This is a genomic window from Paenibacillus sp. EKM212P (genome assembly GCF_011066115.1).
GTDB lineage: Bacteria > Bacillota > Bacilli > Paenibacillales > Paenibacillaceae > Paenibacillus > Paenibacillus polymyxa_B.
In genome coordinates this window covers 83,955-105,897 of the sequence record NZ_JAAMNR010000002.1, presented here as the reverse complement: position 1 = coordinate 105,897, position 21,943 = coordinate 83,955, and the positions used below count along the sequence as shown (strand labels likewise).

The window sequence follows — 21,943 nt, the reverse complement described above, 5'->3', positions numbered from 1 at the left end:
TGACACTATCATTCTACAAAATTAGTTTATGATATTGTCGTTAGATGTCGCTGCCTATCGTTACGGATCATTTGATGGGCCATAGTGATGAATAAAATAGAAGTCACTAATAACAGGAGAGATGATGAATGAAACCGGAAGTCTTGCCACAGCGTGCAGCAGCTCGCAGGCAGAAAAATAGAAAAAAGAAACGAAAAGGAAAATTCGGTCGCTTTATGCTGCGACTTTTTATTGTATTCCTGTTAGCAGGAATAGGGGGTGGTGCGTGGTTGTTCTTAACGTCATCTGGCAAGGACATGCGCTATTTGGCTGCGGATACGCTGATCACCACCCAACATCGTCACTGGGCGAAGTACTTTATCGGTGAAGCAGAGGCGAAAAAACGTGTGGCTGAATATTCGGCCCGTTTTGAAGCGATGGGTGAGGAGAAGGACAGACACACAATCAATTTGCCTGATCTGATACCGACCAAAGTACAACAAACGCCGCTGGTTGAAGTGGAAGAGGTATCGGGCCGTAACTATCATGGCTATGTTATGACGGTTCATGACCCCACTAAAATTCGGCTCGGGGTTCCTGCCAAGGTCGGCCGGGGAGAAAGGGTATCTAGTATGGTCGAGCGTTTAGGGGCTGTTGCTGGCGTAAATGGCGGTGGCTTTGCCGATCCCAACTGGAATGGGAATGGTTTTAAACCGATTGGCGTTGTCATTTCCCAGGGAGAGATATACTACAATGATATGGGCAAAAATGCCTCTGTTCAAATCGTAGGTATTGATAAACAGGGAAAAATGATAGCCGGTCACTATTCGTTGTCCGAGTTGTCCAAAATGAATGTGCAAGAAGCGGTTACTTTTCAACCACGCCTAATCGTGAATGGGAAAGGTTTGATTCGCAATGCAAGCGAGGGGTGGGGAATCGCTCCCCGTACCGCAATGGGGCAAAGAGCAGACGGGGCCATTATATTCGTGACCATCGACGGTCGTCAGCCTGGGTACAGCATTGGTGCCAACTTGTATGATATGCAAAATATTTTGCTTAAACATGGAGCGGTTATCGGTGCTAATCTGGATGGAGGTTCTTCAACGGTGCTCGTCAAGGATAATGCCATTGTAAACAAGCCTTCTTCTGAATACGGAGAGCGGTATTTGCCGACTGCGTTTCTCGTATTTGAGCATCCAGAGACCGTTAGTATCCCGAACATATGGGAAGGTTTGAATCCTGGAGACATTGACGCAGCCAAAAAGAGATAGATCAGGAATGAACAAGTTCATTAAGTGAACGGAGACTGATGATGAAGCTAAAACGAGCAGAATTTCAGCGATTGTTTGTCGCCTTGTTAATGCTATCCTTACTCTCGACCACAATGCATCAAGCGGTTGCCGAAGCTGCTGAACAGGGTGCCATAGCGTCTCAATCAACGCAGTTCATAGATATTGTTATAAACGGTCAACCTATAGACAGCAAGGCTAAGCTTCTACTGATCGACGGAAAGCTCATGGTTCCGCTTAAACCTTTCGCCGAAGCTGTGGGTGCAACCTACCATTGGGATGTCAAAAAGAAGCAGGTCACGCTACAAAAGTGGGCAGAACCCTTGGTTCTTAAGGAGCGATCACGTAAGAACCAGCAGCAACTTACCTTTGAAGTTGTAAGTAAAGAAGTATATATACCTCTGAGAGATGTTTCGCTTGATTTAGGTTATACGTTGGAGAAGACAAATACACAGATTCAGATTCAGCCTCCGATTCACGGTAAACTAAAAGAACAAATATATGAGGGAGATCTCGTGGCAGCACGCGAAGCGTTAATCCGCATAAACAGAAGTTCTGTCCATCCTTATATAGAAGCACACCGTCCTAACACTGAGCTTCTGTCCAGTGTTTACATGTTCCCCCAAGGTGAAGCATTACGGTATTTTACAGTGAACGGGGATGTGCTGAGTCTGGTTGAAGTGAAGGACGGTTTTCCGATTGTCACCTATCAAGGGTATGTGGGAGCTCCCTTTGATAAAGAATTTACAATGGAATACGACCCGCTGGGGCGTTTTTTGGAGAATAAAGCCAAAAATCAGTGGGGAACTTATCCGAAAATAAATAAGCCGCTGATCTACGAGTTCACTACAGGATGGGGAGACAGCAGTACCACTTTCTATGGGCGTATTACTACGGATAAAAAAGAAGAACTGCTGGGTACTACTGGTGATCCGATAACTGGACTCCCGGCCGATACCAAACAAATTATGAAAACCTTCAAGCTACCGTGGGAATCGCGTACAGATGTCCAGCAGGCGATGGAATAAGTTAAGAGCAGCAATAGCAAATGAAAATATAAGAAGCGCGGATCGTTGAAGTAAAGATACTTCCGGTACGCGCTTTTTTCGATAGGATTTGTATTTTTGTTGCTTCGTGCTTGCGTAAATATCGATTAAGCGTCATTATCTGCTTCGAGAAACACGGAGATCAGAATTCGTGCGTTGTTTTCTCCTACGTTTTTGGCATAGTGGGGGATAGCTGCTCTCCAGCTAAAGGAATCCCCTGCTTCCAGAGTAGCCGAATCCTCGCCTTGCTCCACGTATACCGTGCCCTCCAAGATAAAATGAATCTCATCCCCCCCATGAGCATGCTCCTCTTCTGTAGACGAGCCTGGCGGCATGTCCACCAGCATCATTTTAACGTTTCCTTGCCCTCCCAAATGATCAACCTGGAGGTTGTTTTTACCATATAAGGTTTTACGACGCTCGTCCTTGCGAATCACTTGCATCCGTTCCTCTTCTTTAAGAAGCAGAAAAGCAAGGGGAACCTTAAGCGCATTTGCGATACTGTCCAATGTTGCGATGGAAGGGGAGGTTTTATTATTTTCTACTTGACTCATAAACCCTTGCGATAGTCCGGTTCGTTCACATATTTGCTGGATGGATAAATTTTTACGTTTACGAGCGGCGCGTATGTTGCATCCTATACCCATAGAGCGTTCCTCCTTTAAGGGAATATAATGTATACTAATTTAATATTTATCATACCAAATAATTTGTTGACAGACTACAGTTTCTTATGATAAATTCACATTACAAAATAATTATTCCTATTACTAATAATTTGAGTTTGATTCATCCAAATGTGTTGCAGCTTAGATCGGGACGGTATTATTTTTTTAACCAAATTATTAGTAATATAAATTAATTATTCATATGCACTTGTATGAGTGTAATAAACAAACAGAATGGAGAGAGATAAACATGAGTTCAGCAAGCAAAAACATTTCTACAATTATGCGGGTGGCGCTGGGAATTTTGTTTTTGGCACACGGAATTGCTAAATTCCAAATGGGGTTGGGTAATGTGGCAGGCTGGTTTTCCAGTATTGGCGTTCCAGGATTTTTAGGTTATGTCGTTGCGGTGATTGAGTTGGTCGGCGGGATTGCATTGATTCTTGGATTGCTTACCCGCTATGTATCTGGGCTATTTGTAATTGTTTTGATCGGTGCCATTTTTACAGCAAAATTGTCCGGCGGATTGATGGGGAATGATCAAGGCGCTGGCTATGAGCTGGATATTGCTTTTATTCTGGTAGCTCTTCATCTGGTATTTGCACCAACGACTCGCTTGTCTCTGGATTCTTTGTTCAGCCGTCGTGAGTCAACCAAACAATAATTTTTGATTAGCTTTAGTCCTCCAATCCATGTAGAAAGAGGGAAATCTCATGACAGCACATATTCATGACAACACCAAAATCGGGCAGGTTTCATTAAAGGTTAGTAACTTGGAGCGTTCTATTCAATTTTATACAGAGGTCGTTGGTTTTCAGCTGCTGCGTCAAACGGCGGAAACCGCTGAATTGACTGTCGATGGGAAGCATGCGCTACTGATCCTTAACTATATTGAAAATGCAGTTATTCTGCCGCGTCAATCTGCTGCCGGGTTATATCACTTTGCTATTCTTGTCCCAAACCGTGTAGCTCTGGGCCTGTCTTTGCGTAATCTGCTGGCTCATGAGATTGAAATCGGACAGGGAGACCATGATGTAAGTGAAGCCCTATATATCCATGATCCCGATAATAACGGAATTGAAATCTATGCAGATCGTCCCCGTGATCAGTGGAAAAAGGATGCAAATGGATTTTACATTATGGGAACAGATCCCGTGGATGCAGAAGACTTGGTTGCGATTTCCGAAAATCTACCTTGGCAGGGACTACCGCAGGGAACGGTAATCGGGCACGTCCACTTCCATGTGTCTAATTTGCTCAAAGCACAGCAATTTTATTGCGATGTGCTTGGCTTTGATATTACTTGCCGGTATGGCTCTTCAGCCTTGTTCGTTTCCGCAGGTGGTTACCACCACCATATGGGCTTGAACATATGGGCAGGTGAAGGAGCACCACCAGCTCCTGAGCACGCTGCCGGATTGGATTATTTTGAATTGATCGTACCAGATCAGAAGGAATTGGATGCCATTGTCGCTCGTTTAGAGGCAGCAGGCTATGGAGTGCAAGAACGCGAGGGCGCCAAGTATGTAGCTGATCCGTTCCGCATTCAAATTAAACTGATTAACGGTCAAATCTCGTAACAAAGAAGGCACGTAACAAAAAAGGGTATTCCTATTAAGCCGTAAAGGCTGGGAATACCCTTTTTTCGTATACTTAGAACAAGCTCCAGTCCAAATCCCGAGACATCTTCTCCAGCAAGTGTACACCAGCTGTACTGTTGCCCATACGGTTCAGAGAAGGTCCAACCAGTCCAATGCCATATCGTCCGGGTACCATCGTCATAATACTGCCTGATACGCCGCTTTTGGCAGGTAGTCCGACTTGAATGGCGAATTCCCCTGAGGCGTCATACATGCCGCATGTCGTCATAAATGTTTTGGCGATCTGTACATAGCGGCGGGGAATCAGCGGTATACCTGTCACTGGATCTCGACCATTGTAAGCTAATACAAGTCCCATACGAGCTAAATCAGTACAGTTCAATTTGACAGCACAATGTCTGAAATAAACTTCAAGCACATCCTCCACATGACCTCTTAAAATTCCTTTTTCCATTAGAAAATAAGCAAGGGAACGGTTCAAATGGCCTGTAGCTGATTCTGAATCGTAGACATCCTGATCATATTCCAATGTGTCATTGTGGGTAAGCAGGCGGAAAAATTGGAGAACACGGGCAAATCTCTCTTCTGGACTGTTCCCGCGAATCAGAGAGGAGACTGCGATTGCTCCGGCGTTAATCAGTGGGTTAAATGGAATGCCCGGCTCAACTAGTTCTAGCTTTAGCATGGAATTAAAACGGTCTCCGGTAGGCTCCATACCCACCTTAGAGAAGACAACGTCCTCTCCATTATCCATCAAGGCCAGAATGAGCGTAAATACCTTTGAGATACTTTGCATCGTAAATTGGATTTCCGTATCCCCGGCTACCACGGTCTCGCCCGCACCGTTCATTACAACAACACCCAGCGCGTCGGCTGGTGCTTTGGACAGCTCGGGAATATATGCTGCTACCTTGCCATGAATATACTCATGACGGCTTTGTTCTACCCATTCCGGCAGTTTGGTCTGTAATCTCTGCCACTCCGATGTCATTTAGTTTCCTCCAGTCGAGTAACCAATCTGTGGTATTTTATTGTAGAGTAAGAAGTGATAGCTATACGCCTATTCTAAAGATATTTCTGGTCGAAAGACAAGTTTCAATTGAATTTGATAAGAGGAGGTAGTGATTTGTTGTTATCTCATAATGAACCGAATTTTGATGAAGACTATGATGAGGTTTTTAAGGGTCGAAGACTTAGAGGTTTTGTACGTAGTGTACTGGAGCAGGCTGCAGCCTTATCAGACAAAAATCCTGAATGGGCTAACCCCATATTGAAACAGTGGGCAAATGATGTGGAAACGAGCCGAAATGAGCGTCTGGAGCATGAACGCACCCGGGAGAGGCATGTGCATCTATTGTTTTCTCAGTCTGCCGCAGGCTCGATGAAGGTAGGACTTTCCGGTGCAGGATTGCGGCTTGAGAGTATCGTTCTGTCTTTTAATGATCAGTTTTCCATAGGACCATTGTGGAGGTTGGAAACATCAGAAGGACAAGAAAACCGTCACAGCTGGTTGGCTGAACGGATGATGCATTATGAGTTTTTTCATTACGCCAATTGGGAGCAGCGTATTAAACAGATGATGGTTACCCTTAGTGAAATTCCGGATGATAAGTCGATCACAATCTGGTGTGGATCTAATGCTGACGAGCAGGTTGGATTACGCTTTGCATTATATCTCTTGCGCAACAGAGCTACACCTATTCGGGTCATTAATGTCACGGATACCTTGGAGCGGGAACCGGATGATTATTTATATAATGAGAGTCCATTCCCTTTATCCATGGGCGTGGTGCATTCGAAAGAAATCGAACGGTTCATTAAGCGAAGTGAAGATGAACTTTATGTGGTGTGTATGGAAGACCGACGTCGATACGAACGGGAGTGGTTGGAGCTTAGCGAGCAAGATAGTGTCCTGAGATTATGGAACAATGACCGTATTGTTCATGTGCCGGAGGATTATTTGGATCAGGCCTTGCTGGATATGATTAGCCAGATACAGTTAGCTGATAATCTGGAATTTGTGAACACCGGAAAAATAATAGGTCAAGCTTTAACGCAGTGGTCGCAGCCAAGAAGCGATACTTTTTTGGAATACCGGATTCAACAGTTGATCGCTTATGGCAAACTTGATTTTCAGGGGATGCCGGGAATGATGAATCGTTATGCTGTGAAAATAAAAGAGTAAAGCGAAAAGAAATCAAATAAAACTGCCGACGAGATCGGCAGTTTAGTTTAAAGATCTTCTGATGATCAGGTTATTCATCGGAAGGTTATTTTGCTATGTAATTAGAATCAATAGTAGCTGCTTGAATTCAATGAACTTATGATAGCAGGCAACAGAGCAACAGCCATAATGATATAGATCACAATTACAATAGCTGCCCAAAGAAGGCCTGCTTTAGCATAGTTAGCTTTGCTCGGATTAGTCGAGCCGCTAAATGCCCACACAAACAGCATAATAAGTCCAACTACCGGTATAGCCATCAGAAGTAAACTGATCATCCACTCCTTGAATGATACAGGAGGCGGGTAAACAGGGGCTGGTCTCGATGGTGCTCCTTGCTGATTGTATTGCGGATTAAACTGGTTAGACAATTAGATCTTCTCCCTACGTGATTAGTATGTTGTGTTTCCTATATTGACCAAAACATCATACATGATATGACAATAAGCAACAAGTAAAATTCAGTAAACAGTCTAATAGTACTATCAAACGGTTAAAAATAGGTCTATACACCCTATTGACGAAGCACTTTTTATATATTATTGTATTGATATTAACATTTTGTTTTTATCAATTGATTCAAATTAAAAGTTACATAAAGCATTCGTCACTTTTGAATTAAAAGCGACAAATGAACCATATATGAACAGGTAGGTGACGCAAGTGATAGATGGATCGAAACATAATCACAGCGGCTTGACGGAAGAGGAATTTTTGGCCCTGTATGATGCGAATGAATATGAGCGCCCATCCGTAACGGTAGATATGCTGCTATTTACGGTAATGGATCAGCTCCAACAAAATTACCGGAAGCTGCCGGAGAAGACCCTTCAGCTTCTTTTGATCCAAAGAGGGGAGCATCCCTATATAGGGCAATGGGCGTTGCCGGGTGGTTTTGTAGGTATAGATGAAAGTCTGGAAGAGGCTGCACGACGCGAGCTTAAAACGGAAACGAATGTGGATCAGATTTATATGGAGCAGCTATATACTTGGGGAGATGTGGCACGTGATCCTCGTATGCGGGTAATCAGCTGCGCTTACATGGCATTGGTGGATCACGATTCCTTGGAGGTACAGGCGGGGGATGATGCCGATGATGCCCAGTGGTTTGAGCTGGATTACAGCGTAGCTCAGGAAACGCGGACGAAGCAGCCGGAAGGTTACACATGGGAACAAGACATTGATATCACATTGAAGCATGGGGACATCCATCTATCAGCCAAAGTAAAAATAACTGAAATTCTTAAGGGAAGAACCATTGAAATCAAGCGAGAGGTGCTGGAGTCACAAGGAATTGCTTTTGATCATGCCAAAATTATTGCGTACGGTATAGAGCGTCTGCGCAGCAAAATAGAATACACAGATATCGCGTTTCACCTGATGCCAGCTCTAATTACACTGAGTGAGCTTCAGCAGGTGTATGAAATTATTCTAGGTAAGGAGCTGTTGGCCGCAGCTTTTCGTCGCAAAATAGCTGATCTCGTGGAAGAAACCAATGAGTATAGAAAGGCGGCTGGACATCGTCCGTCCAAGTTATACCGATTTAAGCCTCGGTCGCGTTTTATGTAGCATAAGGAATATGAAATGAGGAATCTTCATGGAAAAGTTTACATTTTTTTATCGCAGTCATTCGCCATTTTCGCAATGGTATCCTTCTGATTTTGTCGTGGATGGATTGGAGTTTAACTGTGCCGAGCAATATATGATGTTGAAAAAAGCACAGCTTTTTGGGGATGAAGAGGCGGCCTTGAAAATTATGCAAGCACCTACCCCAAGGGAGCAAAAAGCCCGGGGCCGCAGTGTGCGCGGATTTGACCAATCCTTGTGGGAGGCCAATTGCCGGCAATTTGTATATGACGGTAATTATGCTAAGTTTACACAAAATCCGAATTTGCTCAAGCACCTGCTTAAAACGAAAGGAACCACTCTGGTTGAGGCTAGTCCAACCGACACCATTTGGGGTGTAGGCTTAGCTGAGAGCGATGCTCGTATACGGAACCGCAAGCTATGGCGTGGCACGAACTGGCTTGGGGAAATATTGACGAATTTACGTGAGGATGTATTGCAAAAGGAGGAATAGTCACCATGATAAATACAATGAATTCCCGGAGTAGCCGGGATGCACGATCACATATGGCGCAGGAGACACTATCCATTTTGGAGAATGGATATTACACGAATATCAAACCGGTTCAAGTAAATATGACAAAAGAGATAGGAAATGCGGTCACAGGCTCGAAGTTATATACACCTTCTCAACTGGTAGCTGTAAAGCAAGAAACAGAGCAAAGAATAAAAAGTATATGGGGGCCTTCTTCCCGCATAGAAGAACAGACGATTATTGCAAAATTGGAAATTACGGGAGAAAGCACGTTACAGGCGGCATACAGACTCCAGGTAGAGGAGAAGCTGACCCATGTGGCGTGTTTGAATTTTGCATCAGCTAAAAACCCGGGAGGTGGATTTCTCGGAGGCAGCCAGGCTCAAGAAGAAAGCTTGGCTCGTTCGTCAGCATTATATCCTTGCATTTCACAAATGGAAGAGATGTATGGACATAATCGGAAGCTGCGGAGCTGTTTTTATTCAGATTATATGATTTATTCGCCTGAAGTTCCGGTATTTCGGGATGATCAGGGAACATTGTTGGAGAAGCCATATCAAGTCGACTTCCTGACCGCACCTGCTGTAAATGCTGGAGTTGTGCGAGCTGGAGCGGATCCGTTACGTTCTTGGAATGGCTAAGCAAAACGGCGTAGAACATCTTGTGCTGGGAGCCTATGGTTGCGGAGTATTTCGCAATAAGCCAGAAGAGGTTGCCCTCTGGTTCAAGCAAGTGCTTGTAGATGAAGGATATGGTTTGCTGTTTGACCAGATTGTTTTTGCAGTGTTGGATCACAAAGCAGACCAACATACTTTAAACAGCTTTAAAAATGTTCTTTCTTGAAGTGAAGGCAGTGCATAAAAACTGTTTTACTATAATATCTCATGAAAAAGGAAGGTGCTGAATGAATCCATCTTCGAATATAACCTGGCATGTGTCCGATATTGATAAGCAAGCGCGTCAGCTTTTGAATGGACATAAAAGTCCGGTGCTTTGGTTTACAGGGCTGTCTGGCTCGGGAAAATCAACGGTATCCTCCACACTTGAAAAAGCGTTATACGCACGAGGCATACACACGTTTATTTTGGATGGAGATAATGTTCGGCACGGTTTAAATCAGAATCTAGGTTTCCTGCCCGCTGACCGTAAAGAAAATATCCGCCGTATTGCTGAAGTTGCAAAGCTAATGGCACATGCGGGTGTTCTAACGATTTGTGCCACCATTTCCCCATATTGTGAAGATCGTGAAATGGTAAAGGAGATTTTACAGCAGGAAGGTTGCTATGAGATTTATATACAGTGCAGCCTGGAGGAATGTGAGCGACGCGATCCAAAAGGAATGTACAAGAAAGCGCGTGCCGGAGAAATTCATCATTTTACGGGGGTTGATGCTCCCTATGAAGCACCGCTGGAACCTGATCTAATCGTATCTACTGAAGGTCGAGAGGTAATCCAGTCGGTTCAGGATATCTTGGATTTTCTTGATAGGAAGCAGCTGCTAATATGATTTTATGATGAATTCTACATGAATATTGTCTGAAAGCCTCAATTGCAAAACTTCGAGAAGTGATCAAAGTAATCATCACAGAACGTAAAAATTGAAGCGTACTTATTGGTAAATTAATACAGTACTGCATATACGGCAAGCCTTGTGAGGCTTGCTTTTTTATTTATGATTTTAAACTAATTCTAAATCCTAGATTATAATAATTATAAAAAAGTATTGATTTTTGTTTGTGCACAATTTATAGTGAAAGGCACATAGTTAACCAATTCATTCAAGAGGTGATTTCAATCATGAGTAACCAACCAACGAACCTGACTACAAGCTGGGGCGCTCCTGTTGGAGATAATCAAAATTCGATCACAGCAGGCTCACGGGGTCCCACACTAATTCAGGATGTGCATCTGCTGGAGAAATTGGCGCATTTTAACCGGGAGCGTGTGCCGGAACGTGTCGTTCATGCAAAAGGTGCAGGGGCGCACGGATATTTTGAAGTCACTAATGATTTGTCTGCATATACAAAAGCAAGCTTCTTGTCTGAAGTGGGCAAGCGTACACCGATGTTTATCCGTTTTTCTACTGTGGCGGGTGAGCTGGGCTCGTCCGATACTGTACGCGACCCACGTGGTTTTGCGGTGAAGTTTTATACAGAAGAAGGTAACTATGATCTCGTGGGCAATAATACCCCTGTGTTTTTTATTCGGGATGCCATTAAATTTCCTGACTTTATTCATACGCAAAAACGTCATCCCCAAACCCATCTGAAAAACCCGAATGCGGTCTGGGATTTCTGGTCCTTATCTCCTGAATCGCTGCATCAGGTAAGTATCCTTATGTCTGACCGCGGTATTCCAGCTACACTTAGACATATGCATGGTTTCGGTAGTCACACGTTCAAGTGGGTCAACGCCGAAGGACAGGCAGTATGGGTGAAATATCATTTTAAAACGGAGCAAGGTGTGCAAAATCTTGATGTGGATTTGGCTGCGAAAATTGCCGGTGAAAATCCGGATTATCATACAGAAGACTTGTTTAATGCCATCAAAAAAGGTGATTTTCCTGCATGGAAACTTCATGTGCAGATTATGCCGGTAGAAGATGCAGATACGTACCGCTTTGATCCATTTGATGTGACAAAAGTATGGTCTCAAAAGGATTATCCGCTGATTGAGGTTGGGCGCATGGTGCTGAATCGGAATCCTGAGAACTACTTTGCTGAGGTAGAGCAGGCGACATTCTCTCCGGGTTCATTTGTTCCTGGAATTGAAGCATCCCCGGATAAAATGCTGCAAGGACGCCTGTTTGCCTACGGCGACGCACATCGCTACCGTGTAGGTGCAAATCATAATTCGTTGCCGATCAACCGTCCGCATGCAGAAGTACACAACTACCAACGCGATGGTGCATTACGCAGTGACAGCAATGGCGGAGGATCTGTTTATTACGAGCCTAATAGTCTCGGTGGACCCAAAGAATCACCTGCGCACAAAATTGCTCCTTTTGAAGTGTCTGGCGAAGCGCAAAGTGTAGCCTACGATCATCATGATCACTACACACAGCCAGGCGACCTGTACCGCTTGCTCAGTGAAGAAGAGCGTGCACGTCTGGTCCGAAACATCGTAAATGCGATGAAGCCCGTAGAAAGTGATGAAATCAAACTGCGTCAGATCGGTCATTTTTATAAAGCTGATCCTGAATATGGACGTCGTGTAGCCGAAGGTTTGGGCTTGACCGTTCCTCAAGGCGAGTAGAGGTATCTGCAAACTCTAACCTGAAAGCCGTATGAATATATAATAAAAGGATGTCCCAACACCACGTACATGGTGGATGGGACATCCTTTGTTTTGAGAGCGATGTAAATCAGGTGCTGCTATATCCTCTGCAAGCGAGGTAAATAGATTACAAGAAACAGCGACCGTCCTAGGGCAAATACAATAAAGGACAGCCAAAGTCCGTGATTCCCATAATGGGGAACGCACCAGAAGAGAGCGATCAAAAAGCAGAGCAATGAGATCAGCATCGAATTACGGATCGGATACGTTACCGTCATCCCCGTAAACACACCGTAGAATACCAGTCCCAGTCCGGCTGCCAGCGGAAAGACCACAAGCCATCCATTATAAGGGCCTGTAAGACTAATCACTGTGGCATTATCCGTAAATAGTGAGATAAGCGGCTCTTTCAGTGCGAAATACAATCCTCCCGTCACTACGCTGGTCACCAGTGTCCAGAACCAGGACAAGTGAATAACTTTTTGTAGCATTTTACGATCCCCGGCACCCCGAGCCTGACCCGTCATGATGCTACTGGCGTTGGCGAACCCATCAAAAAAGTAAGCCATAATATAATGGATCTGCAACAAAATAGCGTTCGCCGCCAACTGATCGGTTCCAAAGCTCGCACTGCGCGCCGTAAACAGATTAAACATCGTCAGCAGACAGGCTGTACGGATCATAAGATCAAGGTTTGTTGCCATGACACTTTTCAACTCTGAAGCTCCAAACCAACCTCGCCAATTCATCTGTCCGCTTTGCTTCCATTCTTTCCAAATCGATGAGCGGAACACCAGGACCAGACCCAATACACATGCAAGAATTTCTGCAATCAGAGTAGCGCTTGCCACACCAGTGACATTCCAATGCATGATCTGTGTAAATACAATAGCTAATACCATATTGATCACATTCATCGAAATTTGCAAAAACAATGTAGCCTTCACGCGGGACAAACCCATCAGCCAGCCTAGCAGCACATAGTTCACCAATGTAAGAGGGGCTCCCCAAATACGAATGTTAAAATAAATTGCTGCCTGCGCCGCCACATCCTGAGCCGGATGGATTAGCTGAAGAGAAGCTAGCAGAATTGGCTTTTGTAATACAATGAATACCGCACCAATGAGTAAAGCAATGGCCAGTGGGCGCATGAGAGCAGCTATGCTCTGGTCGTTATTTTGTGCCCCCGCGGCTTGTGCCGTGAAAGCTGATGTGCTGACTCGCAGGAAGCCAAACAGCCAATATAAAGTATTGAAAATAAGAGTGCCCACCGCTACACCGCCTAAATACGCGGAATGGCTCAAATGACCGATTACAGCTGTATCCACCGCACCGAGCAGCGGGGTTGTAATCGTCGAAATAATTAAAGGGATAGCTAAAGCAAGATAGGCTCGGTGGGAAGGCAACATGTTGAAAAAACCTCCAGTAATGATTGTGTATAGGGATGGCGATCCGAGTGAAATAATGATTCCTTGGGAAAGTGCTCAAGCACACTGCCTTCTTTCATGACCATGATTCGATCACTCATAAAGTGCACAGCCGCCAGATCATGTGAGATAAACAGATAAGCCAGTCCTAGCTCATCCTGCAAATCCTTGAGCAGATTTAAAACGGTGGCTTGTGTAGTCACATCCAAACTAGCCGTTGGCTCGTCCAATACGATAAAATCCGGCTCTGTGCTGATGGCACGTGCGATGGTTACACGCTGCTTTTCCCCACCACTGAGCTGATGTGGAAACTTGTCCAGATAGCTGGCTGGAAGCTTTACCATATCAAGCAAATGTTCTGCTATATCCCGACGTTCTGAGGACATACCCGCCATAAAGGAAGGAACATAGTACTTAAGCTGGTCCAGTGGCTCCAGCAGGGAGTGCAGGATGGTTAGTCTGGGGTTCAAAGCCGCAGATGGATGTTGAAATACTGCACCCAGCCTGCTGCGAATCCGTTTTAATTCGCTCCGCTTTAGCCCACGGATAGACTGTCCATCCAGTCTAAGCTCACCTTGATCAAATGGGTCCAGTGTCAAAATACAGCGAGCGAGTGTACTTTTCCCACTGCCGCTTTCCCCGACGATGCCCAGACATTCTCGGGGGGAGATCGTCAGAGCAACATCTTGCAGCACCGTTTTGCCTCCAGCGTAAGCCTTCGTCAAACCGGAGACGGTCACGACAGGATTAGACGTGTCTTGCCGCTGAGCGCAGGCGGCTTGATTATTCATGTAAAGCGCTCCTTTCCATTGCGTTCTGTTCTTCAGTGCTGTTGTAAGGTAAACGTGCTGGAGCGCCCGGAGACAGCGGCGGAATAGCCGCCAATAGACGACGAGTATACGGGTGGGCCGGATGATTCAGCACCGCTTGCGTTTCACCAGTTTCAACCAGTGAACCTTTGCGCATCACTGCGATTCGATCTGCATACTTGCGTACATGACGCAGATCGTGAGTGATCCACAGGACGGAAATACCCGTTTCCGTCCGGATTTGGTCAATGAGCTGGAGCACCCGATGAGCTGTGAGCGTATCCAGCGCGGTTGTAGGCTCGTCGGCAATAAGCAACTTCGGCTCCAGTAGCAGTGCAGCCGCAATAGCTGCCCGTTGCAATTGACCGCCGCTGAGCTGAAACGGATAGCTGCGGTACACGCGCTCGGCGGGAAGCTGTACGCGCTCCAGCACCTCGATACAGCGTTGTTTGCGCGCCTTGCGATCTTGTTTGCCATGGGCGCGCATAAGCTCGTCCAGTTGGCTGCCCACACGCAGAAAGGGGGTGAAAGCCCCGTGGTAGTCTTGAAAAATGTAAGATATTTCACTACCAAGCAAAGAACGTCGTTGTTTAGCGGATAGGGCTAGCAAATTATTGTCCTTCCACGCAATGATTCCTTCCGCTGTAACAGAAGAGGGGAGAAGGCCGCCGATAGCGAACGCCGTCATGCTTTTGCCGCTACCGCTTTCGCCGGCTAGAGCACACCATTCCCCCGGACGAATGGCAAGCTCCAGTTGCTCTACAATCGTTTTTACATTTGTCCGAATCGCTAAGCCTTCAATAGTCAGCATGTGCCAGTTCACTCCTCTGTCCGGGTTTTAACATCATAACGGTCGCGCAGTTTGTCTCCCAATACGTTCGCCAGTAGCACTGTTAGCACGACAGCTATCCCTGGAACCAGCATCAGGTGGGGAGCCATTTGAAAATACGCTCGTCCTTCATTCAACATACTACCCCATTCGGGAATTGGCGGCTGTGGACCTAAGCCCAAAAAAGATAGGGAGGCAATCATTAAAATGATTTTGCCGATATCCAGCGTAGCCAGCACAAGAACATTCCCAATTGCATGGGGGAGAATATGCCGCATGACAATCCGCAGGGAGGAGGTACCCGCCAGTATGGATAACGAAATGTAATCCTTTTGCTTTTCTGCCAGAACGGTACTACGCACCAGCCGTGCATAACCTACCCATTTTACCGCAGTCACCGCGAAAATAAGATTTACTAAGCCTGGTCCGAGCAAACCGCTTAGTACAATGGCAAAAATATAATCAGGTAATGTCATGAAGGCATCGACCACCCGTTTGAATACACGATCCATCCAGCCTCCAATAAATCCTGAAAGCAGACCAAGAGGGACCCCGACAACCAGCGAAACGGCCAAAATCAACAAACTGGTTCCGACAGTCGTCCGAAGCCCAGCTATCACTCTCGATAGTACATCTCTGCCCAAATGATCCGTTCCCAGCCAGTGCGTAGCGCTGATCGATTGTAGTCGATTCCCCATCTGGATACGATACGGATCTTGCGGTGCAAGAAACGGAACGACTGTAATTGCTGCAAGAATGAGCAGGATGGAGAGCGACACGATCCAAGTTTTGGACAATCGTGTTCTAGTGAGCTGCCCGTTTTCCGCATGTACGGATTTTATCATGATAAACGTTTCTCCTTCAAAGCGATTTCAGGATTGACCCAACGGTAGGACAGCTCTACCAAGATGTTGATACATACAATGAATGCAGCCATAAATACGGTATAGCCCTGAATAATGGGGTAATCCCTTGCAGCAATGGCATCCACAATCCATTTGCCCAGCCCCGGATAGGCGAATAGTACTTCAATTACGACTGTGCCTCCCAGTAGGCTGCCTATACTCTCACTGAATACCGTAATGAGCGGAACTAGACTGTGACGAAGCATGTGCCTGAAAAAAATGCGGATGGGGCTGATTCCACGCGCTTGCGCCGCTTTGATAAAATCTTGCCCCGAGCTTTCAATCAGACTTGCCCGGATCATTCGTACATAAACGGCCGCCATTGCCAATCCCAAGGTAAGAGAAGGGAGTACCAAATGAAAAGCGGTTCCTTCACCCATAGACGGCAAAATGCGCAATTTAACTGCAAACCATTCGATAAACAAAAGCCCCAGCCAAAAGCTGGGAATTGAGGAGCCGATTAAGGCAAACACACGACTGGCTCTGTCAATCCAGCGGTTACGGTATAGCGCTGCCATCGTTCCCAATGGGAGAGCTATCAGCAACATAATGAATAGGGAGCCTCCGGTCAGCAGTAGCGTATAGGGCAGTTTTTCCATAAACTCTGTGAATACCGGACGATGGGTTAAATAAGATTGTCCAAAATCAAACTGAAGCAACTGAAGCAGCCACTTACCATATTGCACAGGCAATGGTTGATCCAGCCCCAGTTGACTGCGCATATCCATAATTTGCTGATTGGACACAGCTACATCATCGACTCGGAGAATGCTCCGGACGGGATCGCCCGGAACAAGCTTAAGCAGACAGAAGCTCACAAAGGAAAGAATAAGAAAGAACAAAACCAGTTCAAGAAACTTTTTGACGATAGATTTGAACATGCTAGTTTACATCCAGGTTCTGGGTCAGCAAGTAGTATTCACTTTGACTAGTTTCCCAGTTATGTACGTAATCGCGATAGGCCACTACGTTGTTTGGATGAACCAGAAAGGATTGCAGATTTTCTTGGTCAATCAGCGTGACAGCCTTCAGCGCCAGCTTGTTGCGTTGTTCCTCATTCACGGTTGTGTTCAGCTGTGAAATCATACCCGTGAGTTCCGGTACATGCACACGCCCATAATTCAGTGCTCCTTCAGGCATGTAAGCCGCATTCAGAAAATAGCTTGCATCGCCGCGCGGGGCTGTAATGCTACTATAAGTCGCTAAATCCCAATCTTGATGAGCGGCAAGATATTCGTCAATATTATCAACCTGACGGATATCAATCGTAATGCCAAGTTCTTTAGCGTTAGCCTGAATAAGCTGAGAGATGAGTGGAAGCTCCGCTCTCGACTGGTAAGTTAGCAATGTAAGATGAAGCGGCTTGCCGTCGGGGTTCGCAACTTTTCCGTTCTGTACTGTATATCCAGCTTGCTTGAAGCCTTCTCGGGCAGCATTCAAATCAAACTGTTTCGTAATATATTCCGGTGAAAAAGGAAAGTTGGGCAAGAACGGGCCTTGAGCAGGGGTTCCCTGACCAGACATGATACCACTGGCGATCTCATCCCGGTTAATCAGGTTATCAAATGCTTTACGTACAGCCGTCTTTTTCAGATCGTTATTGTTCATATTGTAAATAAGCTGATGTGTTCGCAAACTAGGAAGCGAGTCAACCTTAACGGTAGAATCAGCTTTCAATAGCTCCAGGCTTTCAATTGGCGGGCGATACACAATATCAGCAGTTTTGGCTTGAAAAGCAAGCTGACGTGCATTGGCGTCTTCGTTAAACATGAATTTGGCATGTTTCAACTTTACTTCACCGTTCCAATATTGTTCATTGCGATCTAAATTCAGTTCACTTCCAGCACGGAAGCTGGCAACCTTGAACGGTCCCGTCCCTGATGGGAAGCCATCTGTAGCTGTGGTGTCTATAATAGCGGTATTCGGATGAACCAGCTCAGACACAAATTCTGGGAAAGGCTTGTCTGTCGTAATGGTCAAAATCTGTCCATCCGCATGAATATCACGGATATGTAGCGCATTTTTGACCGATGGATTGAGCTTTAGCGCTCTTTCCAAAGAGGCTTTGACAGCAGCGGCATTGACGGCTTTACCGCTGTGGAAGTTCACACCTGGTCGGATGTTGAAGGTCCAGTGCTGTCCGTCCTTGCTGTCCCATTTCTCTGCAAGCCAAGCTTCCAGCTTGAGATCCTTGTTCACTTTGATCAGTGTTTCACTTACTCCAGCACGAACAGCTGTGTAATTTACATCTGAATGAGGATCTATAGAAGGGCTTTGCACGTTAAACAATAAGGTGACACTTTTATCTTGTGGTGCAGCAGATGGAGAGGGTGAAGCTGACGGAGATGAAGCACAGGCTGCCATCATCACTGCCATTACCGCAGGTATAAATAGTTTAAAATACGAACGCTTAAACAACAGGGAGTCCTCCTTAATAGTAATCGTAATTTTTACGCTTTAATTCATAAATCATATCGTAACCAAATGAAGGAGCTTTGTAAATATGTAATTGATGAATGTGTATGTAAATCCATATAAAAAAGGCTGCATAACCAATAGTGAGATGGTTAGCAGCCTTTAAGTATATTTAGATATGTTTAATTTGGAATGGCAAAAATTTTATGAATTAATGCATGGGTGCTTTGGCAGTGCCATGTTCAACATGAACTCTGCGGATGAAAAACGCAAGGATCAACCCGATCACACTGATGATCATCGCAAAGAAAAATGAATTTTGTGATCCGATTGCCATGGCATTGGCCATTTCATTTACGGATTCAGGCATACTGGATTGGCTCAAATAGCTGTCCATGCCTTTCGAGAGAATGCTTACCGCTACGGCTGTACCGATAGCACCAGCAACTTGTTGGAGCGTGCTCATAATGGCCGTTCCGTCTGGGTATAGATCCATAGGGAGCTGGTTAAGTCCATTTGTCTGAGCTGGCATCATAATCATGGAAATGCCGATCATCAAGCAACTATGAAGCACAATAATGAGTACGAGAGTTGAAGTTGTTGTAATGCCGGACATGAAAAACAAAACAGCGGCCACAATCACAAGGCCTGGAATAACAAGCCATTTGGGACCAAACTTATCGAATAGGGAGCCCATAATGGGAGACAAGAGACCGTTGATAATCCCACCAGGCAGAAGTACCAAACCTGCTGTTAGAGCAGACAGAGCCAGCCCTTTTTGCAAAAAGAGTGGAAGAATCAGCATCGTAGAAAGGATCGTCATCATACATAAGAACACCATAATAACGCCGATCACGAACATAGGATATTTAAACACACGCAAGTTCAACATAGGCTGCTTCATCTTCAACTGACGTACAGAGAACAGTATCAACGATACCAGACCGACAATCACAGGAAGCAGAACCATCAGGCTAGCCCAACCTTCGCCACCTTCTCCAGATTTACTGAAACCAAACACAACACCGCCGAAGCCAATGGAAGACAGGAGGATAGATAAAAGATCAATTTTAGGCTTGGTCGTTTTTGAAACGTTTTGCATAAATAAAATACCGCAAATCAGCGAGAGAACCAAGAACGGAAGAGAAATCCAGAAGATCCAGTGCCAAGACAGATTTTGCAGTACCAGTCCTGCAATGGTAGGTCCCACCGCAGGTGCAAACATAATGACCAATCCGATGATCCCCATAGCCGCGCCTCTCTTTTCAGCCGGGAAAATGATCAAGATGGTGTTAAACATCAACGGCAATAACAGCGCTGTACCAATGGCCTGAAGAATACGAGCGATCAATAGCACTGAAAAAGTAGGTGAAAGTGCAGCAACGAGGCAACCAGCTATTGAGAACAGCAACGACGTAACAAACAGCTGTCTTGTCGTAAAGGTTTGAATCAGCAATCCCGATACAGGTACTAAAATACCGAGTGTCAGCAGATAAGCGGTAGTCAGCCATTGGGCTGTTGCAGTTGTAATATGCAAAATCTGCATCAAATCATTCAGTGCAATGTTAAGTGCCGTTTCACTGAACATTCCAATAAAGCCACTAAGGAGCAGGGCAATCATAATAGGTAGCACCTTGAACGTTTTGGGTTCAGAGGGTGAACTTGTTTGACTCTTTGTACTCATGTTGTTTTTGTTCCTCCAATAAATTAATGGGTATTGAATTATAACGATCGGTCTATATATAATAAACATGTTGTTATTTTTTTGTCAAAGTATAAGTTATAACTACTATATAATGAAGGATGCTGTATATGGCTGCTAAACCCGAATCATACGAGAATATCGTACAAACCGCATCGAAGCTCTTTTTTCATCAGGGATATCACGCGACCGGACTGAATCAGATTCTTGCGGAGAGTGGATCACCGAAGGGCTCACTTTATTATTATTTTCCGCGTGGTAAAGAAGAATTGGCTTTGGAGTGCATAAAAAGAGGGAATGAGTTTATAAAGCAAAAATTAAAACAGACACTGGACGGGAATGATAATCCAGTATTAGCCATTCAGGATTTTATTCGTAATACAGCTGAGGAGGCAGACCGTACCGGCTTTAACGACTTCATGCCGATTGGTTTCTGGGCTGCTGCGGAAACTTCCTGTATTAGTGAATCGCTACGTCATGCCTGTGTGAATACGTTTACAGATTGGCAGCACATCTATATGGAGCGCCTTCAGGATTCGGGCTGGGAAGAGGAAAAGGCACACAGTCTGGCGGTACTTATCATTTCGATGCTCGAAGGTGCATTGATTTTGGCCGTTACGCAACAGAGCAGTGCTCCTATTTATAATATCGTGGATTACATTCCACAGTTGGTCAAATAATCCTGTCTCTTCGATTTTCAATCTCTCCTAATGAGCTCCAACAAGCAACTTTAGAGAGCCGATGTTCTCGTTTTTGAGAACTCGGCTTTTTTGTGGTTTTGGGACGTAATTTTACTCACATTACCAGCACCAAATGATGAAAAGTATGGTAAAATAGAATGAATTTGATTTTGATTTTGCACGAAGGAAGGGTGATAGCAAGTGGCAAAAGCGAAGGTACCCAAACGGCCTACTCGGGATGAATTTGTACTGGAGGAAATCGGGAATCAGCTTGTAGAAGCACAACGAGAGCAATCCGAAGTTGTATTGACCGTATGGGGACGCGAAGAAACAACCCGTGGACAAATTGTTAAAATGGACCCGAGAACAGGAAAGGTTCATGTAGAGAGTAATGGAGAAACGGATAAAGTTCCTTTTATGGATATTATGAGTGTAAATTACCCGAGAGATTAGTTGTTGTGATTACATAAATATAGCAGATAGGGAAGAAAAGAATGACAAAGTTAGAGTCTCCCTTACTGCGTGGGAAAGTAACAATTTACAATTCGCGTATACAAAAACAACCGAGTGGTTTAGCGCCATCGGTTGTTTTTGTATACTGCTGCATGAGTGGGAAGAGAAAGCAACGTTATTGTGTTGGCACTTTCCCTTGTACATGCTTATGTAGCTTTTATCGGGCTGGTATGACTGGAACGTGCTTCGGCTTTCTTAAGCACCTTACGATCAAAAATGAAGGGACCAAACGGCAACAGCGAGGCAATCAAGGCTGCAAGACCTTGTAGTAGCGTTATTTTTCGCAGAATCAGCATGACCACAGTCGCTAGAACATAGGCCACGAACAGTACCCCATGGATCATACCCACCCAGCTTACCATTTGTGGCATTCCAGCTGCGTATTTAAGTGGCATAGCGATACACACAAGCAGCAGATATGAAATCGCTTCAATATTACCAATAACACCAAACATCTTAAAGGCATTTTTGAACATAAT

Annotated in this window: 22 protein-coding genes and 1 pseudogene; 12 read left to right on the top strand and 11 right to left on the bottom strand. The window is 45.1% G+C overall.

Annotation, left to right across the window (positions count from 1 at the left end; translation table 11 throughout):
- The first annotated feature begins 128 nt into the window (after window positions 1-128).
- Together G9G54_RS06605 and G9G54_RS06600 are read left to right on the top strand one after the other, a co-directional pair.
- Complete coding sequence (locus G9G54_RS06605) at window positions 129-1,250, top strand: phosphodiester glycosidase family protein (RefSeq protein ID WP_165176905.1); 1,122 nt, start codon at window positions 129-131, stop codon at window positions 1,248-1,250.
- Between the two features lie 41 nt (window positions 1,251-1,291).
- Entirely contained in the window at window positions 1,292-2,296 is a 1,005-nt protein-coding gene (locus G9G54_RS06600; protein WP_165176903.1) for a copper amine oxidase N-terminal domain-containing protein, read from the top strand.
- Window positions 2,297-2,421: 125 nt separating this feature from the next.
- Here G9G54_RS06600 and G9G54_RS06595 read toward each other — a convergent pair whose 3' ends face one another.
- Window positions 2,422-2,961, bottom strand: a complete 540-nt coding sequence (locus G9G54_RS06595) for a helix-turn-helix domain-containing protein (RefSeq protein ID WP_165176901.1) — start codon at window positions 2,959-2,961, stop codon at window positions 2,422-2,424.
- A 271-nt stretch (window positions 2,962-3,232) separates the two neighbouring features.
- Here G9G54_RS06595 and G9G54_RS06590 point away from each other — a divergent pair, with 271 nt between their 5' ends.
- Both G9G54_RS06590 and G9G54_RS06585 read left to right on the top strand, forming a co-directional pair.
- Entirely contained in the window at window positions 3,233-3,646 is a 414-nt protein-coding gene (locus G9G54_RS06590; protein WP_165176899.1) for a DoxX family protein, read from the top strand.
- Between the two features lie 49 nt (window positions 3,647-3,695).
- Window positions 3,696-4,562, top strand: coding sequence for a VOC family protein (locus tag G9G54_RS06585; protein WP_165176897.1), 867 nt, complete (start codon window positions 3,696-3,698; stop codon window positions 4,560-4,562).
- 73 nt (window positions 4,563-4,635) lie between these two features.
- On the opposite strand, the gene glsA is transcribed toward G9G54_RS06585, so the two are convergent.
- A complete protein-coding gene (gene glsA, locus G9G54_RS06580; protein ID WP_061828299.1) occupies window positions 4,636-5,574 on the bottom strand; it encodes a glutaminase A in 939 nt (312 codons plus the stop codon).
- A 135-nt stretch (window positions 5,575-5,709) separates the two neighbouring features.
- On the opposite strand from glsA, the gene G9G54_RS06575 reads away from it, so the two are divergent.
- Window positions 5,710-6,768, top strand: a complete 1,059-nt coding sequence (locus tag G9G54_RS06575; RefSeq protein ID WP_165176895.1) for a DUF1835 domain-containing protein — start codon at window positions 5,710-5,712, stop codon at window positions 6,766-6,768.
- Between the two features lie 107 nt (window positions 6,769-6,875).
- Here the strand turns inward: G9G54_RS06575 and G9G54_RS06570 are convergent, their stop codons facing one another.
- Complete coding sequence (locus tag G9G54_RS06570; protein WP_180984610.1) at window positions 6,876-7,178, bottom strand: hypothetical protein; 303 nt, start codon at window positions 7,176-7,178, stop codon at window positions 6,876-6,878.
- A gap of 292 nt (window positions 7,179-7,470) precedes the next feature.
- Between G9G54_RS06570 and G9G54_RS06565 the strand changes: the two genes are divergently transcribed.
- The 5 genes and pseudogenes from G9G54_RS06565 (at window position 7,471) to katA (ending at window position 12,163) form a co-directional block, all read left to right on the top strand.
- Entirely contained in the window at window positions 7,471-8,376 is a 906-nt protein-coding gene (locus G9G54_RS06565) for an NUDIX hydrolase (RefSeq protein ID WP_165176893.1), read from the top strand.
- A 28-nt stretch (window positions 8,377-8,404) separates the two neighbouring features.
- On the top strand, window positions 8,405-8,887 hold the full coding sequence (locus tag G9G54_RS06560) for an NADAR family protein (RefSeq protein WP_023988856.1): 483 nt from the start codon (window positions 8,405-8,407) through the stop codon (window positions 8,885-8,887).
- 5 nt (window positions 8,888-8,892) lie between these two features.
- A pseudogene (locus G9G54_RS06555) lies at window positions 8,893-9,751 on the top strand (TIGR02452 family protein).
- Window positions 9,752-9,812: 61 nt separating this feature from the next.
- A complete protein-coding gene (cysC, locus tag G9G54_RS06550; protein ID WP_165176891.1) occupies window positions 9,813-10,415 on the top strand; it encodes an adenylyl-sulfate kinase in 603 nt (200 codons plus the stop codon).
- Between the two features lie 290 nt (window positions 10,416-10,705).
- Window positions 10,706-12,163 carry a catalase KatA gene (gene katA / locus G9G54_RS06545; protein ID WP_165176889.1) on the top strand — a complete coding sequence of 486 codons (1,458 nt, stop codon included), beginning with the start codon at window positions 10,706-10,708 and terminating at the stop codon, window positions 12,161-12,163.
- 119 nt (window positions 12,164-12,282) lie between these two features.
- Here the strand turns inward: katA and G9G54_RS06540 are convergent, their stop codons facing one another.
- From G9G54_RS06540 to G9G54_RS06510, 7 genes are all read right to left on the bottom strand, one after another.
- Window positions 12,283-13,593, bottom strand: coding sequence for an MATE family efflux transporter (locus G9G54_RS06540; protein WP_165176887.1), 1,311 nt, complete (start codon window positions 13,591-13,593; stop codon window positions 12,283-12,285).
- Window positions 13,560-14,402 (bottom strand): ABC transporter ATP-binding protein, encoded by an 843-nt coding sequence (locus G9G54_RS06535; RefSeq protein WP_165176885.1) that lies wholly within the window; start codon window positions 14,400-14,402, stop codon window positions 13,560-13,562. Before G9G54_RS06535 ends, G9G54_RS06540 begins: the two co-directional genes overlap by 34 nt.
- Entirely contained in the window at window positions 14,395-15,231 is an 837-nt protein-coding gene (locus tag G9G54_RS06530; protein WP_165176883.1) for an ABC transporter ATP-binding protein, read from the bottom strand. Before G9G54_RS06530 ends, G9G54_RS06535 begins: the two co-directional genes overlap by 8 nt.
- 8 nt (window positions 15,232-15,239) lie before the next feature.
- Window positions 15,240-16,094, bottom strand: coding sequence for a nickel transporter permease (gene nikC / locus G9G54_RS06525; RefSeq protein ID WP_165176881.1), 855 nt, complete (start codon window positions 16,092-16,094; stop codon window positions 15,240-15,242).
- Entirely contained in the window at window positions 16,091-17,035 is a 945-nt protein-coding gene (gene nikB, locus G9G54_RS06520) for a nickel ABC transporter permease (RefSeq protein ID WP_165176879.1), read from the bottom strand. The genes nikC and nikB overlap by 4 nt, the downstream gene beginning before the upstream one ends.
- Before the next feature lies 1 nt (window position 17,036).
- Window positions 17,037-18,572, bottom strand: a complete 1,536-nt coding sequence (gene nikA / locus G9G54_RS06515) for a nickel ABC transporter substrate-binding protein (protein ID WP_165176877.1) — start codon at window positions 18,570-18,572, stop codon at window positions 17,037-17,039.
- A gap of 208 nt (window positions 18,573-18,780) precedes the next feature.
- Window positions 18,781-20,253, bottom strand: coding sequence for a DHA2 family efflux MFS transporter permease subunit (locus tag G9G54_RS06510; protein WP_165176875.1), 1,473 nt, complete (start codon window positions 20,251-20,253; stop codon window positions 18,781-18,783).
- Window positions 20,254-20,381: 128 nt separating this feature from the next.
- Here G9G54_RS06510 and G9G54_RS06505 point away from each other — a divergent pair, with 128 nt between their 5' ends.
- Window positions 20,382-20,951 carry a TetR/AcrR family transcriptional regulator gene (locus G9G54_RS06505; RefSeq protein WP_165176873.1) on the top strand — a complete coding sequence of 190 codons (570 nt, stop codon included), beginning with the start codon at window positions 20,382-20,384 and terminating at the stop codon, window positions 20,949-20,951.
- Between the two features lie 201 nt (window positions 20,952-21,152).
- Entirely contained in the window at window positions 21,153-21,404 is a 252-nt protein-coding gene (locus G9G54_RS06500) for a YolD-like family protein (RefSeq protein ID WP_061828313.1), read from the top strand.
- 206 nt (window positions 21,405-21,610) lie between these two features.
- Here the strand turns inward: G9G54_RS06500 and G9G54_RS06495 are convergent, their stop codons facing one another.
- Window positions 21,611-21,940, bottom strand: coding sequence for a DUF3817 domain-containing protein (locus tag G9G54_RS06495; RefSeq protein WP_165176871.1), 330 nt, complete (start codon window positions 21,938-21,940; stop codon window positions 21,611-21,613).
- Between the last annotated feature and the right edge of the window lie 3 nt (window positions 21,941-21,943).

What these genes read in the sequence shown, in the direction of transcription:
- cysC (WP_165176891.1), top strand. Translation starts at nt 9,813, where the DNA reads ATGAATCCATCTTCGAATATAACCTGGCATGTGTCCGATATTGATAAG.
- G9G54_RS06535 (WP_165176885.1), bottom strand. Translation starts at nt 14,402, where the DNA reads ATGAATAATCAAGCCGCCTGCGCTCAGCGGCAAGACACGTCTAATCCT.
- G9G54_RS06495 (WP_165176871.1), bottom strand. Translation starts at nt 21,940, where the DNA reads ATGTTCAAAAATGCCTTTAAGATGTTTGGTGTTATTGGTAATATTGAA.
- G9G54_RS06560 (WP_023988856.1), top strand. Translation starts at nt 8,405, where the DNA reads ATGGAAAAGTTTACATTTTTTTATCGCAGTCATTCGCCATTTTCGCAA.
- G9G54_RS06540 (WP_165176887.1), bottom strand. Translation starts at nt 13,593, where the DNA reads ATGTTGCCTTCCCACCGAGCCTATCTTGCTTTAGCTATCCCTTTAATT.
- katA (WP_165176889.1), top strand. Translation starts at nt 10,706, where the DNA reads ATGAGTAACCAACCAACGAACCTGACTACAAGCTGGGGCGCTCCTGTT.
- G9G54_RS06585 (WP_165176897.1), top strand. Translation starts at nt 3,696, where the DNA reads ATGACAGCACATATTCATGACAACACCAAAATCGGGCAGGTTTCATTA.
- G9G54_RS06605 (WP_165176905.1), top strand. Translation starts at nt 129, where the DNA reads ATGAAACCGGAAGTCTTGCCACAGCGTGCAGCAGCTCGCAGGCAGAAA.
- G9G54_RS06530 (WP_165176883.1), bottom strand. Translation starts at nt 15,231, where the DNA reads ATGCTGACTATTGAAGGCTTAGCGATTCGGACAAATGTAAAAACGATT.
- G9G54_RS06600 (WP_165176903.1), top strand. Translation starts at nt 1,292, where the DNA reads ATGAAGCTAAAACGAGCAGAATTTCAGCGATTGTTTGTCGCCTTGTTA.
- G9G54_RS06510 (WP_165176875.1), bottom strand. Translation starts at nt 20,253, where the DNA reads ATGAGTACAAAGAGTCAAACAAGTTCACCCTCTGAACCCAAAACGTTC.
- G9G54_RS06595 (WP_165176901.1), bottom strand. Translation starts at nt 2,961, where the DNA reads ATGGGTATAGGATGCAACATACGCGCCGCTCGTAAACGTAAAAATTTA.
- nikC (WP_165176881.1), bottom strand. Translation starts at nt 16,094, where the DNA reads ATGATAAAATCCGTACATGCGGAAAACGGGCAGCTCACTAGAACACGA.
- nikB (WP_165176879.1), bottom strand. Translation starts at nt 17,035, where the DNA reads ATGTTCAAATCTATCGTCAAAAAGTTTCTTGAACTGGTTTTGTTCTTT.
- glsA (WP_061828299.1), bottom strand. Translation starts at nt 5,574, where the DNA reads ATGACATCGGAGTGGCAGAGATTACAGACCAAACTGCCGGAATGGGTA.
- G9G54_RS06505 (WP_165176873.1), top strand. Translation starts at nt 20,382, where the DNA reads ATGGCTGCTAAACCCGAATCATACGAGAATATCGTACAAACCGCATCG.
- G9G54_RS06590 (WP_165176899.1), top strand. Translation starts at nt 3,233, where the DNA reads ATGAGTTCAGCAAGCAAAAACATTTCTACAATTATGCGGGTGGCGCTG.